Below are 14377 nucleotides of genomic sequence, written 5' to 3'. Positions count from 1 at the left end.
CGTTTTGTATATTTTAATGATTTTACAGCGTTTTTATACTGCTTCCATTTTCCACTTAATGTTACATCCCACACTTGGTTTCTGCAAGGGGCTTACTTCCATTCCTTCTAACAGGGCATTGAGCGCCGACCGCAGATCTTTGCCGTTCAGCGGCTGATCATTTCCGGGCCGCGCATCATCCAACTGACCGCGGTATACTAACTTTAATGATCTGTCATACACAAAAAAGTCGGGGGTACAGGCGGCCTGGTAAGCCCGCGCTGTTTCCTGGCTTTCATCATATAAGTAAGGAAAAGTATAATCCAGCTCAATAGCTACTTCCCGCATATGCGCAGGCCCGTCTTCCGGGTATTGCTGCGCATCATTGGCGCTGATGGCCAGGAAGCGGATGCCTTTGGCAATATATTCCTTGGAAAGCCGCACCAGCTCAGGTTGTATGTAACGTACAAACGGGCAGTGGTTGCAAATGAACATCACTACGGTACCAATGGCAGATGGTAATTCTTTTAACTGCAGCCATTTACCTGATATAACATCCAGCAATTTGAAATCGGGGGCAGGTGTTCCTAACGGAACCATGTGAGAGGGTGTGCGGGCCATGGTTAAATTTTTTAGTAGTTCAAAGGGGATGCGCTACAAGCAAACACCTGCGTTTGCAATTATTCTACAAATACCTCAGCGGATTACGACGGGCGTTGAGAATATAATTTTTCATGTTAACCCAAAAAGCCAGGATCATGTAAATAATTACCGGTGATCCCATGGTAAGGAAAGATGTGTAGATAAAGAACAAGCGGATACGGGAGGTAGCTACCCCCAGCTTATCTCCAATAGCGGCACAGACTCCGAACGCCTGCCATTCCACAAAATCCTTAAAGCGCTTCATGACTTCAAATTTATTAAAATCCGGTGTGAAAACCAAGAGAACGGTGTGAGTGCAGCCCGCTGTTAGCCGCATGAAAACCGTAATGCACGGACTATCAACCGGGATGTTCTGATCTTTTTATCGCCTTTTATGTTAAATTCCTCACCTGCAAAAACCCCGGAACAGCAACCACTGCATTCTAACTACATATTATAGAATGATTTATAATAGCTTATGAAAAACATATGCATTAAATGCAGCTATAAACTGTGCAGTATCGGGCGCTTACTATTTTAAAAACTTCGTGATTTTAGTTAATTTCGCGGTGCAATTTTTAACCGCACTTAAATATTTATTTCTCATGGTGTTTGATATTGAAATGATTAAAGGAGTGTACGCGGCACTACCGGGTAAAGTGGAAGCTACCCGCAAAATGTTAGGCCGTCCGCTTACATTGGCAGAAAAGATCTTATATGCTCACCTGTATGCACCTGCTACTTCGCCGTTCGAAAGAGGTAAATCCTACGTAGAGTTTGCCCCGGACCGTGTAGCCATGCAGGATGCCACCGCCCAGATGGCCTTGTTACAGTTCATGACCTGCGGGCGCGATAAAGTAGCGGTTCCCTCCACTGTACACTGTGATCACCTCATTCAAGCCAAAACAGGCGCTGTAGCTGACCTGGCCACGGCAAAAGACACCAATAAGGAAGTTTACGAATTTCTCTCCTCTATCTCTAATAAATACGGCATCGGTTTCTGGAAACCCGGTGCAGGCATCATTCACCAGGTAGTGCTGGAAAACTATGCATTTCCCGGTGGTATGATGATCGGTACGGATTCCCACACCCCCAATGCGGGTGGTTTAGGTATGTTAGCCATTGGCGTAGGCGGTGCAGATGCGGTTGACGTAATGGCCGGCCTGCCCTGGGAGCTGAAAATGCCTAAGCTGATCGGTGTAAAGCTGACCGGTAAAATGAGCGGCTGGACCTCTGCCAAAGATGTGATCCTGAAAGTAGCCGGCATACTGACCGTAAAAGGCGGTACCGGTGCTATTGTCGAATATTTTGGCGAAGGCGCCGATAGCCTGAGCGCTACCGGTAAAGCAACCATTTGTAACATGGGTGCGGAAATAGGCGCTACCTGTTCCGTATTTGCCTATGACGATAAAATGTCTGCTTACCTGAAAGGCACCGGCCGTGCAGATGTTGCTGCCCTGGCTGATACCGTGAAAGAGCACCTGCGTCCTGACCCGGAAGTATATACCGGTTCTGATAAGTTCTATGACCAGGTGATTGAAATAGACCTGAATGAGCTGGAACCCTATGTGAATGGTCCTTTTACGCCGGACCTGGCATGGCCCATCTCTAAATTTGCACAGGCAGTTAAAGAAAACAACTGGCCCGAAAAGCTGGAAGTAGCCCTGATAGGCTCCTGCACCAACTCTTCCTACGAAGATATTTCCCGTTCTGCCTCCCTGGCCAAACAAGCCATTGACAAGAACCTGGATGTAAGATCCGAATTCACCATTACCCCCGGTTCTGAGCTGGTACGCTACACCATTGAAAGAGATGGTTTGCTGGATACCTTCGACAAAATAGGCGGTGTGGTGCTGGCGAATGCCTGCGGTCCCTGTATCGGGCAATGGGCACGTCATATAGACGATCCTAACCGTAAGAACTCCATCATCACCTCCTTTAACCGCAACTTTGCAAAACGTAACGACGGCCTGGCCTCTACGCACGCATTTGTAGCTTCTCCGGAAATAGTAACGGCCCTGGCTATTGCCGGCGACCTGACCTTTAACCCGCTGACCGATAAGCTGAAAACCAAAGACGGTAAAGAAGTAATGCTGGATGAACCTACCGGTTACGAAATGCCTTCCAAAGGTTTTGCCGTGGAAGATGCCGGCTACCAGGCTCCTGCTGTCGATGGCCGCGGTGTACAGGTAGTGGTATCCCCCAGCAGCGACCGTTTGCAGCTGCTGGCTCCGTTCAGCGCCTGGGAAGGTGTTGATCTGAAAGGTTTAAAGCTGCTTATTAAAGCAAAAGGTAAGTGTACTACGGACCATATTTCCATGGCCGGCCCCTGGTTAAAATACCGTGGCCACCTGGATAATATCTCCAACAACATGCTGATCGGCGCAGTAAATGCCTTTAACGATAAAACCGATACCGTTAAGAATGAGCTCACCGGCGAATACGGCCCGGTACCGGCTACCCAGCGCGCTTACAAAGCTGCAGGCATTGGCTCTGTGGTGGTGGGCGATGAAAACTACGGGGAAGGTTCCAGCCGCGAGCACGCAGCTATGGAGCCCCGTCACCTGGGCGTAAGGGCCATCCTGGTAAAATCATTTGCACGCATACACGAAACCAACCTGAAAAAACAGGGTATGCTGGCACTGACCTTTGCCGATAAGGATGATTATGAAAAGATCCAGGAAGATGATACGTTTGATATCATTGGCCTGACTGATTTTACGCCCGGCAAAACCCTGACCGTGGTAGCGAATCACAAGAACGGCACCAGCGACAGCATTACCGTAAACCACACTTATAACGAACAACAGATCGAGTGGTTTAAAGCCGGTGGCGCACTGAACGTGATCCGCGCTGAATTCGCCAAGGCGAAATAATTAATAATTAAGAATGAATAATTAATAATAAAGAGCACCGGTGTAACAAGCATCGGTGCTCTTTTGCATTAGGAAAGGTTTATTTATAGCGGTTGTTTAATTAAACACTGCTGCCTTAATAACAGCCTCCCATCCCACGCAGTAACTGCCTTACGATTATTAATTATTAATTCTTCATTATTAATTAGAAAAGCTGCTTTCGCAGCTTGAACCGGCGCACCAAACTAATGCGGAAGTTGCCGGTGCCAAAGGTTTGGTAGGTTTCTTTGATAGGCGTTTCACTGCGGGTTACTACGTTCATGTATTGAAACCCTGCAAAATAAAGGTTGGAGTTATACCCTATGGATACACGGATAGTATTGTTCAGTTGCCACCCTGCTTTTTTGGGAATACTGTCGTTCATGTACAACCGTGTTACATTCACCCCTAATGCGCCGGAAAGTGATAAGGTCATGAACAAATGTTTTTTATACACCAGCGTATAGGCATAACCGGCATTACCCGCCACGCTTACAATGCCGGAGCGGTAAAACCGCTGTCCTTCAAAGAAATCAGGGCTTTGCAGATCGCTGGGTATAATAGAAGAATCGGCATGAATGCGGATGCTGAAGATCTCGGCCCCTATGATCAGCGAGCCGGCGCTTTTTTTCTGATGTTCATTTTGCAGGTATGCACCGCGGTAAGAAAAACGCTGGTCGTTGAAAATATACATTACGCTGGCCCCGTAATTACGTGTGCGCAGATCGGGCCGTAAAAGCCGGGGCCTGTCCTCCAGCACGTTCCCCAGCGGGCCGCCCTGGTCAGCCAGAAAGTATCCTTTATAGCGTTGCCAGTACAGGTCTATTACCAGCTTACGCAGGTAAATATGTGTTTGCAGGTCCAGGTATCTGGTGGTACCATACCGGTCTTTATTGTGCTCAACATCCGGAAGGCTAAAGCCCAGGTTAATATCCAGGAATTTATAGTTAGCGCCTACCCCCACAATAAAATTGTTATTGGGGCGGTACAGCACCTCTTTTTTCAGCTTGCGGTCCACCACATCATAATAGGTGTATTTACGGCCGCCATACAGGCGCAGGTTAAGATCACGGGTATGATCCGTAATGTAGTTCGTATCATTCTTAGTACGCAGCCAGCCGAACACTTTTTCTCCAAAAGTGTTTTTTTGTCCCTGTGCAACCATCGTACTGCCCAGGCCAGCCAACAATAGAACAAGCTGCAGGCGCATATGCTGTATCAATATACAATTTATAGCTTTCACCGGTGAGTAACCCCTTATTAGCTAATAGTTAATGATCAGGTCCCGGCCTGTTATTTAATTTCTATTACTTCCAGCTGCTGAATGTTGCCGGCATGCAGCTCAAACCGCACCAGTGTTTTTACTTTATGCCAGCCCTGCAAACCGCAGGCTCCGGGGTTAATGTGCAGCAGCTGCAGGGCAGGATCGGGAATTACTTTCAGGATATGGGAATGCCCGCAAATAAACAGTTTGGGCTGCTGCTGCAACAGCTGCGCCTTTACGCCGGGCGCATATTTGCCCGGGTAACCACCTATATGGGTCATGAACACTTTTACACCCTCTGACTCAAAATGCAGGTTTTCGGGGTAACGGATACGGATATCCGCGCCATCGATATTGCCATACACAGCCCTGAAAGGTTTAAAGGCTTCCAGCTCATCGGCCAGGCCGGTGTTGCCGATATCACCGGCATGCCAGATCTCATCTACATTTTCAAAATGTTTGAACACCTGCGGGTGCAGGTAGCTATGGGTATCTGAAAGAAGGCCTATTTTTTTCATGACTAGCGGTTCACGATCTGCGGTTCGGGAAGGCAAATTTAACAAAAGTCAATGGCCTGTTGAACAAATGATCCATGATCCGCGGTTTATGATCCGCAGACAGCGGACTATGGCCTGTGGACTTTTCTTCCTATTTTACATATCCATAAAAGCTACTATTTACATGGATCCGTATACCGATATCACCGGCCGCCTATTGATCTGCTGTCCTGACCGTCCCGGCATTGTAGCGGGGGTATCCCAGTTCCTGTACTCCCATGGCGCCAATATCCTGGATGCCAGCCAGCACAGCACCGATCCGCGGGAAGGCCTGTTCTTTATGCGCATGGTATTTCACCTGGAAAATACCAGCATCAGCCGGGAGCAGCTGGAGGCCGATTTCCGGGAAAAAGTGGCTTTACCCCGGCATATGGAATGGCGTATTGACTATACAGACCATCGTAAACGCATGGCCATCATGGTATCCAAATATGACCACTGCATTATGGAGCTGCTGTGGCGCTGGCGCAGCGGGGAGCTGGAAGTAGATATTCCCCTGGTGATCTCTAACCACAATGATCTGCAAAAGCTGGCAGCCGATTTTGATATTCCCTTTCATTACCTGCCGGTGACCGCGCAAAACAAAACGCAGCAGGAGCAGCAGGCCATTAAGCTGTTACAGCAGCAACAGGTGGATTTCATTGTGCTGGCGCGTTACATGCAGATCTTATCGCCTGATTTTGTGAAAGAATTTCCCGGCCGCATCATTAATATCCATCATTCTTTTTTACCTGCTTTTGCAGGCGCGCGCCCTTACCTGAACGCCTATACGCGGGGTGTAAAACTAATTGGCGCTACCGCGCATTATGTCACCAACGACCTGGATGAAGGCCCCATTATTGAGCAGGATGTAGCCCGCGTAAGCCATAAACATGCGGTAGATGACCTGGTGCTGCTGGGCCGCGATATTGAGAGACAGGTGCTTACCCGTGCAGTAAAAGCACATATTGAAGACCGGGTAATTGTGCACGGCAACAAAACCATCGTGTTTTAAAGTAAAAAGTAAAAAAGCAAAAATTAAAAGAATGCTGCGGAATGATCATCCCGGTTCTTCTTTTTAATTTTTGCTTTTTTACTTTTTACTTATTACTCTGCTTTGCTCTTAATGAACTTGCCTAACGCTTTTCCGGCATCTGCATAAGCTTCTGCAATACGTACGCCGGTATCAAAGTCATATCCGCCAAACACACGGCCCTGGGCCTTTTCAACGGATATTTTAGCAACTGCCTTATCCGGGCTGGCCGTTTCCACAATCCATACTTCACCATCCATAGAAGCATTCTTACGCCATACGCCTACGTTAAAACCCGGTTCAATAAAATTGGTTTTAAAGATCAGCGTGTACTTTGCGCTTTTGTTATGCACGGACTTTATGCTGCCATGCTCATTAAACAGCTCTGCAAACTTGGGCTCGTAACGGGCTTCGCGGTCGTCTTTCCAGGCTTTGGCCCAGGTATCGCCACGGCCGGCCTCTTTGGAATTATACTCCGTAGTTTTTTTCTGGATGTAGTCGGCTTCATTATCAAATTTGCCGACTTTCATACCATCGTACGTAAACTCCGTGTTAATTTCTGTTTGTCCCTTGAGTGCAGACAGGCTGCCTTCTGTTACTTTTAATTTCTGAGCACTTGCGGGTGCGGATAACACAGCTACCAGTGATATAGCTGCCAATGCAGGGATTAATTTCATGACAATTTGGGATTTTAATTAGGTAGCAAATATATGTTAACTTTAGAAAGCTGACTATGATGTGGGAAACTTTATATAAGTACCTTGATACGCAATGTGCTACCATCGCGGATCTGCTGCCGGCCATCAGCAAAAAGGCCGCCCCGGATCACGTGCACAAGCTGCGTACCTCCATAAAAAGGGCGCGGGCCTGCCTTACGCTGATCAAACAATTCAGCGATAAGCAGCTCAAAGGGAAACGTTATGCTAAGCTCCTGAAAATATTACAGCAGGCGGCAGGCGCGCTGCGCGATCTGCAGCTGCAGCAGGAGAGCTTAGGGCAATACACTAAAAAGAGCCCGCAACAATACCGCTTCTTTAAAGCGCTGTTAAAAGATCATGCCCGGCAGGCCAAAGAGCAGGCCCAGGCCACTACACAGGCCTTTCCCCCAACTTTTATTAAAAAGCTGCGTAAGCAGCCGGCACAATTACCACACCTTTCCCATAAACAGCTCAGCAAACATTTACAGGAGCAATATGCCGCCATTGCCATACCGGCAGGCCATGTAGCAGCGGAGAAATGGCATGATCTGCGCAAAGAGATCAAACGCCTGTATTACCAGCTGGAAATATCGCAGCCCTTGTTTGAAGGATCGGCAGCGCTGCCCGTTATGTTACAGTTCACCAACGAAGCAGGCAGCCGCTTAGGCAGCTGGCACGATCTGCTGGCGCTGCAACAGTTCATACGCAACAGCATGCAGCTCATGCGCAGCGAGCAAATTGCCCTGCCGCGGGGTATAGATGGCTTATTGAAACAGCTGGCCGCAGATACGCAGCAACAGCTGCAACGGAGCAGGGAATGGATAAGGCGAAAGCCGGAAGTAGAATTGTGAATTACGAATTATTCAATTACGAATTACGAATTGAGTACTGCATAAATTAAAGTCCTGCATTTGAAATGCAGGACTCTGTTCATAAATAATTCAATAATGTTCTTAACAACATACGCATCATTACTTTCATTGCTAAACCTGAATTACGAATTATCCAATTCGCAATTCGTAATTGAATAATTCGTAATTCACTCCGTACGCAGGCTCTTCACCGGGTTGGCGATGGCGGCTTTTAATGCAGAATGCCCTACGGTAAGCCAGGCGATCAATACAGAGAACAGCAGCGCAGCAATAAAGAACCCTGCCCCAAGGTTAATCCGGAAAGTATACTGCTGCAGCCACTCCTGCATACAATACCAGGCTACCGGCGCAGCTACCAGGAATGCAATGGTAATAAGTATGGTGAATTCGCGGGATAACAAGAGCACTATGTTACCTGCAGATGCGCCCAGCACCTTGCGGATGCCAATTTCCTTTTTACGCCGCGCTGCCATAAAGGATACCAACCCGTACAAACCCAGGCAGGATATGAAGATGGCCAGGCCTGCAAATATTTTAAAGAGCTGTGAAAGCTGATCCTCCTGCTTATAATAAGCAGCTACTGTTTGATCAATAAAATTATATTCAAACACATAATCCGGGAACACCTTGTTCCAGATCTTTTCTACGGCAGCTAGGGTGGCCCTGGCTTTACCGGGCGCTATTTTAATATTGGTCGTGCGGTAAGATCCTTTCAAAGTGGTCATTACTATCTCACTCACAGGATCACGGAGGGAGCTGATATGATAATCCTTTACTACGCCTACAATTGGCCAGGGGTGACGGCTTGCGGGTGCTGCAATGAGCTTGCCGATGGCTTCCTGCGGGCTGCCTAAACCCAGCCTTTTCACCAGGCTTTCATTCACAATAAACTCCCGCGGGGTATCTGAGGCAAAATAAGCACGCCCTGCCAGCAGCTGCAGCTTATAAATATTAAAATAGCCGGTATCTGCCGGTTTCATATTTACGATCAGGTCGGCCTTGCCGGTATTATTGGTGCCCAGTCGCAGGTTCGTAGCCCAGCTGGAATTGTCTACCGGTGCAAATGCACTGAAGCTTACAGCCTGTATGCCCGGCTCCTGCATCAACAGGTTATGCACCAGTGTTAATTTAGCCTGACTAATACTATCCTGGGGAAAACCTGCATTTATAATAGCTTCTTTATTAAAGCCCATATCTGCATTACTGAAATAATTCAGCTGCGAAACCACTACCAGCGTGGCAATGATCAATACCTGCGCAATTACGAACTGCAGGATTACCAGGCCCCTGCGGAGTGTGATCCCTTTTGCTTTTTCCACATTGATCCTGCTCTTAAGCGTATGAATGGGATTAAAACCGGAGAGCACCAGCGCCGGGTAAAAGCCTGACAATAAGGTTACCACCAGCCAGCTGCACAGGATAAATCCAATAATAGCAGGGCTGAATAATAAATGCAGCGGCATTTTAATTTCCAGCAGCCGGTTTATGTAAGGCATGCAAATCATGGCAACTATCACAGCGCCTACTATGGCTATAAAGCAGGTAATACCGGTTTCTCCGAAGAACTGTGCTACCAATTGCTGCCGGTTGCTGCCTAACACTTTGCGCACACCTACTTCCCTGGAGCGGTTAATGGCACTGGCAGTGGAAAGATTAATAAAATTAACACAGGCAATAATAAGCAGAAAGGTGCCAATAAGGCTTAATGCAGTAATGAGTGCTGTGCTGAAAACGCGATGGTTGAAATTATCAAAGCGTTTATCAAAATGGATCTCGTTCAGCGGTTGCAGTTTTAGGTCATAACCTGCATCTTCCGGTGTTACGTGTTTGCCTAAGAAAGCCGGCAGCAGGGTATTCAGATGCGCTTCAGTAACATTGGGGCGCAATTGCACAAAACAATAATGATCATCCCACAGCTCTACCCAACTCTGCATATTTCTCATTAAACTGTTGATGGTGGCATGGGATATCACTACTCCTAAAGGGAAATCAGTATTAGTTGGCGGGTTATCCATAATGCCGGTAACCCTGATGGGCAGGTTATATACTTTAAGAACCCCGCCTATGGCCTGTTGCCAGCTACCGAAATATTTTGTGGCCATCGCTTTTGTAAGCACGGCAGTATTAGGTTCGCTGAGGGCGTTCGTGGAATTGCCTGCAATGATCTTAAAATCAAACATGCCGAAGAGCTGTGGTTCTGCAAAGAAAACACCGATAGGCTCTTTAAACTTTTTCACGGTTTCACCTGCAGCACCGGTAACAATCACCTGCACATCCCGGTCGCCATAAATAGCGGCCGACCTTTCTACCTGCGGAAGCTCTGCTCTTAATGCCGCTGCTAATGGGAAAGAAGCGGTGGCGGAATAACTGCCATCTTTATTCATTCTTACCACCCGGTAAATATGCTCTTTGTTGGCATGAAAAGTATCAAAGCTTTTTTCATATGCCAATACCAGGAAGATCAGCAGAAAGGCGCTAAACCCTACCACCAGTCCGGTAATATTCACAAAGAAATGGGTCCTGTTACGCAACAGGTTGCGGAAGCCGGTTTTGAAATAGTTGTTGAGCATAACAGCCTGCGCTACGAACACAGTGCCACTTTGGTATTCACATGAAAATCAATAGAGTACAACTGGTAAATAATGTGTTTACTGTCCGGTTTTAAAACAAAATGTCCGGAAACGAACAGGAGTGAATTACGAATTATTTAATTACGAATTAGAATGCAGCGGATGAATGAATTGCTAATGTTGTCACCTTCAGCTATTATTTATGCTGGAAACAATTTGCCTACGTAATACTTAATTCGTAATTGAATAATTCGTAATTAAAACTCAGTTGCCTCAAACACCAGCCCAGCGCCCAGCTTCGCCGTGCGGTTATCAATATCCAGTGCGGGGTTTAGTTCTGCAATATCCAGCCCGGCCAGCTTACCGCTTCGTAATATCAGCCGGTAACATTCCATAAAAACGCCGCCGGGTAAAATGCCGTTATAAGCGGTAGCGCTTACACCCGGCGCAAAAGGCGCAGCAAATACATCCAGGTCAATGGTGAGGTAGATCTTATCTACCTGCTGTAAGAACTGTGCAATCGTGGTTTGGAGGGTTGTTAGATCCTGCATATGAAAAACATCTGCCGGAACAATTTGCACACCCAGCTCCCGGGCGGTGCGGAATAATTGCTGCGTGTTGCTATGCGTTTGAATGCCTAAGGCCAGGTAATGAAAGGGCCTTTCCTGCAACCTGCAATCCTGCGCCAGCTGCCAGAAACCAGTGCCGGAGCTGGGGCCTTCCTCAGCAGGAATGCGCAGGTCAAAGTGGGCGTCAAAATTTATCAATCCTATCTTTTGCTCCGGAAAGGATTGATAGATACCACGGGCATGGCCATACGTAATTTCATGCCCGCCGCCCAGTAAAACAGGAGTATAGCCTGCAGCGTGCAGCTGCTGTACAGCATCGCTTAATGCGCCCTGTGCTGCTTCCAGGTTTTGATCAGGACAAACAATATCTCCTGCATCCGGTAATACAAGCGGCTCATTAAAATGCACCGGCAGGTTAGCGCAGGCCTTACGTAAGGCCGTTGGCCCCTGTGCAGCCCCTACCCTGCCTTTGTTACGGCGCACACCTTCATCACAGGCAAATCCTAACAGCGCTATGCCTTGCTGGCCGGGCTTTAAGGAAGGAAGCTGTAAAAGATGCACCGGTTGTACACGCTGGTGCCATCTTAATACATCCGCCTCCGTGCCGTCAATGCGGCCGGTCCAGATACCTGCAGCGGTGGGTTGATAATAATTGCCTGCTGTCATTTATGCATTGTTTATTGGATCAGGGTACCGGCCTTCCATACCAGCTCCGGTTTTAGCTTACCCTGGTAATAGAGTATATCACGGTAGTCGGCAGTGGCATAAGCCTGCATATCTGCCACGTATTGCGCTTCCAGCTGCCCTACCTGCGTAAGCTGTAAAGCAGGTGCAGCCCGCACGGTTAATGCTGCCAGTGTTTCTGCCATGGATAAATGCTGGGCAGCGCTTAGTACAGCGGCCTGTATCAGCAGGTCGCCCATAGGGGCTGATCCTGGGTTCCAGTCGCTGGCAATGGCCAGGCTGGCGCCTGCATCCAGCAGCTTACGCGCCGGTGCGTATTGCATGCCTAAACCCAGGGAAGCACCGGGTAACACTACGGCCGTGGTGTTGGAAGCAGCCAGCAGTGCAATTTCTTTTTCCGTACTGGCTTCCAGGTGGTCGGCAGAGAGGGCGCCGGTTTCCACAGCTACGGCGCTGCCGCCTGTGCTGAACTGGTCCGCATGCACGGTGGCGGCAAATCCCAGCTGTTTGGCAGCCAGTAAAAAAGTACGTGCATCCGTTGGCGTAAAGGCTGTTTCCTCAATGAAAATATCTACCCGTTTAGCCAGCTGTTCTGCCTGTATCACGGGTAACAGCTCTGCCAGTATCCAGCTTAAATATTCATCCGGGGCGCCCTTATAATCTTTGGGCAGCATATGTGCTGCCAGGCAGGTAGGCACCAGCGTGGCAGCGGTGTGCAGGGAAGCGCTTTGTATGGCCTGCAGCATTTTTATTTCGTTCACCAGGTCCAGCCCGTAACCGCTTTTCACTTCAATGGTAGTAACGCCCTCCTGTAAATGCCGGTTGGCGCGGGCTACCGTGTTCTCGGCCAAAGTAACATCATCGGCTATACGGGTTTTGGTTACAGAATCCCATATGCCGCCGCCGGCGCGGGCTATTTCCAGATAACTTTTCCCCGCAATGCGCATAGCATAGTCGCGGTTGCGGTTACCATCAAAACAAATATGTGTATGGCAGTCAATAAACCCCGGCAGCAGCACCATCGGCTTATCAATAAAATGTACTTCGCATTGCGGGTATTGCTGCTGCAGGGTGGCAAAGCGGCCAATAGCGGTAATAGTATCACCGTTTATGAGGATACCGCCTTTTTCTATCAGCGGCAATTGCTCATCCTGCAAAGGGCCTTTTAACGGCAGCCCGCTCATGGGCAATATCTGGGAAAAAGGGCCTATCAGTAACATGTGAAAATTTTTAAGTAACAGGTACTAAATGCTGATCCCGAATTTATCGCCCCACTCCTGCGCTTTCTCATAACCTGCATCTGCATGGCGGAAAATGCCCATGGCAGGGTCATTGAACAGTACGCGCTGCAGGCAGGCGGCTGCACGGTCCGTACCATCTGCCAGCACCACCATGCCTGCGTGCTGTGAGTATCCCATGCCTACGCCGCCACCGTGGTGGAACGATACCCAGGTAGCGCCACCTGCTGTATTAGACATCAGGTTCAGCAAAGGCCAGTCGGATACTGCATCAGAGCCGTCCTTCATAGCTTCTGTTTCCCGGTTGGGAGATGCCACGGAACCACAATCCAGGTGATCGCGGCCTATTACGATGGGCGCTTTTACTTTGCCGGTACGTACCAGCTCATTAAAGATCAGCCCTGCTTTTTCACGCTCGCCCAAACCCAGCCAGCATATGCGGGAAGGTAAGCCCTGGAAGGCAATTTTTTGCTGCGCCTGTTGCAACCAGTTAATAAGCGCCGTGTTCTCCGGGAAGGCTTCCATCAGCGCACGGTCGGTAGTATAAATATCTTCCGGATCGCCGGATAAGGCTACCCAGCGGAAAGGCCCTTTACCTTCGCAAAATAAAGGACGTATATACGCCGGCGTGAACCCCGGGAAATTAAAGGCCCTGGCCTCTCCGCCGGCTTTGGCAAACTCGCGCAGGTTATTGCCGTAGTCAAATGTTACAGCACCCTTATCCTGCAGGGCCAGCATATAACCCACATGGCGGGCCATGCTTTTTAATGAGCGCTGCTCATAAGCCGCGGCATCATTTTTACGCAGCGCGGCAGCTTCCGCTAAAGAAAGGCCGTTGGGTATATAACCATTCAGCGGGTCGTGTGCCGAAGTTTGATCAGTAAGTATATCAGGAATAATATTATCACGCAGCAGCTTTTCCAGCATATCGCCGGCATCGCTTACCAGCCCTATGGAAAGCGCCTGCCCTTTGGCTTTGGCTTCCTGCGCCCATTGGATGGCTTCTTCGTAGGAGTGGGTCATGCGGTCAATGTAACGGGTATCCAGCCGTTTCTGAATACGTGCGGGATCCACATCTGCGCCCAGGAACACTGCGCCTGCCATGGTAGCGGCCAGCGGCTGAGCGCCGCCCATACCGCCTAAACCGGCTGTTACCAACAGTTTACCTTTCAGGCTGCCATCAGAATGCCGGCGCCCGCATTCCACGAAGGTCTCATAGGTACCCTGTAAAATGCCCTGCGTGCCTATATAGATCCAGCTGCCGGCCGTCATTTGCCCGAACATCATTAAACCTTTTGCACGCAGCTCATTAAAATGTTCCCAGGTAGCCCATTTAGGCACCAGGTTACTATTGGCCAGCAACACGCGCGGCGCCTGTGCATGTGTGCGTACTATGCC

At 48.8% G+C, this 14377-nt stretch carries 12 protein-coding genes; 3 read left to right on the top strand and 9 right to left on the bottom strand.

Annotated features, from left to right (window positions below):
- Nucleotides 1–33 precede the first annotated feature (33 nt).
- Together VIM87_RS26975 and VIM87_RS26970 are read right to left on the bottom strand one after the other, a co-directional pair.
- Nucleotides 34–600: a thioredoxin family protein gene (locus VIM87_RS26975; protein ID WP_331999992.1), complete on the bottom strand. Its 567-nt coding sequence runs from the start codon at nucleotides 598–600 to the stop codon at nucleotides 34–36.
- Between the two features lie 64 nt (nucleotides 601–664).
- Nucleotides 665–886 (bottom strand): PspC domain-containing protein, encoded by a 222-nt coding sequence (locus VIM87_RS26970; RefSeq protein WP_089914236.1) that lies wholly within the window; start codon nucleotides 884–886, stop codon nucleotides 665–667.
- Nucleotides 887–1226: 340 nt separating this feature from the next.
- Here VIM87_RS26970 and VIM87_RS26965 point away from each other — a divergent pair, with 340 nt between their 5' ends.
- Nucleotides 1227–3497, top strand: coding sequence for an aconitate hydratase (locus VIM87_RS26965; protein WP_331999991.1), 2271 nt, complete (start codon nucleotides 1227–1229; stop codon nucleotides 3495–3497).
- Between the two features lie 184 nt (nucleotides 3498–3681).
- On the opposite strand, the gene VIM87_RS26960 is transcribed toward VIM87_RS26965, so the two are convergent.
- Nucleotides 3682–4737, bottom strand: coding sequence for a DUF4421 domain-containing protein (locus VIM87_RS26960; RefSeq protein WP_331999990.1), 1056 nt, complete (start codon nucleotides 4735–4737; stop codon nucleotides 3682–3684).
- Between the two features lie 71 nt (nucleotides 4738–4808).
- Nucleotides 4809–5297 (bottom strand): metallophosphoesterase family protein, encoded by a 489-nt coding sequence (locus tag VIM87_RS26955; RefSeq protein ID WP_331999989.1) that lies wholly within the window; start codon nucleotides 5295–5297, stop codon nucleotides 4809–4811.
- Between the two features lie 163 nt (nucleotides 5298–5460).
- Here VIM87_RS26955 and purU point away from each other — a divergent pair, with 163 nt between their 5' ends.
- A complete protein-coding gene (purU, locus tag VIM87_RS26950) occupies nucleotides 5461–6330 on the top strand; it encodes a formyltetrahydrofolate deformylase (RefSeq protein WP_331999988.1) in 870 nt (289 codons plus the stop codon).
- Between the two features lie 92 nt (nucleotides 6331–6422).
- Here purU and VIM87_RS26945 read toward each other — a convergent pair whose 3' ends face one another.
- Nucleotides 6423–7025 (bottom strand): hypothetical protein, encoded by a 603-nt coding sequence (locus tag VIM87_RS26945; protein WP_331999987.1) that lies wholly within the window; start codon nucleotides 7023–7025, stop codon nucleotides 6423–6425.
- A gap of 56 nt (nucleotides 7026–7081) precedes the next feature.
- On the opposite strand from VIM87_RS26945, the gene VIM87_RS26940 reads away from it, so the two are divergent.
- Nucleotides 7082–7897 (top strand): CHAD domain-containing protein, encoded by an 816-nt coding sequence (locus tag VIM87_RS26940; RefSeq protein ID WP_331999986.1) that lies wholly within the window; start codon nucleotides 7082–7084, stop codon nucleotides 7895–7897.
- 188 nt (nucleotides 7898–8085) lie between these two features.
- Here VIM87_RS26940 and VIM87_RS26935 read toward each other — a convergent pair whose 3' ends face one another.
- The 4 genes from VIM87_RS26935 to hutU all read right to left on the bottom strand — a co-directional run.
- Nucleotides 8086–10509 carry an ABC transporter permease gene (locus VIM87_RS26935; RefSeq protein ID WP_331999985.1) on the bottom strand — a complete coding sequence of 808 codons (2424 nt, stop codon included), beginning with the start codon at nucleotides 10507–10509 and terminating at the stop codon, nucleotides 8086–8088.
- A 236-nt stretch (nucleotides 10510–10745) separates the two neighbouring features.
- On the bottom strand, nucleotides 10746–11723 hold the full coding sequence (gene hutG / locus VIM87_RS26930; protein WP_331999984.1) for a formimidoylglutamase: 978 nt from the start codon (nucleotides 11721–11723) through the stop codon (nucleotides 10746–10748).
- 11 nt (nucleotides 11724–11734) lie between these two features.
- Nucleotides 11735–12961 carry an imidazolonepropionase gene (hutI, locus tag VIM87_RS26925; RefSeq protein ID WP_331999983.1) on the bottom strand — a complete coding sequence of 409 codons (1227 nt, stop codon included), beginning with the start codon at nucleotides 12959–12961 and terminating at the stop codon, nucleotides 11735–11737.
- A gap of 24 nt (nucleotides 12962–12985) precedes the next feature.
- Nucleotides 12986–14377, bottom strand: a 1392-nt coding sequence (gene hutU / locus VIM87_RS26920) for a urocanate hydratase (protein WP_331999982.1), incomplete at its 5' end; no start/stop codon positions are given.

Origin of the sequence: Chitinophaga sp., assembly GCF_036569125.1 — a bacterium.
In the GTDB taxonomy this organism is placed as follows: Bacteria; Bacteroidota; Bacteroidia; order Chitinophagales; family Chitinophagaceae; genus Chitinophaga.
The sequence above is the reverse complement of the archived record's forward strand: the minus strand, read 5'-3'. Positions and strand labels throughout refer to the sequence as shown.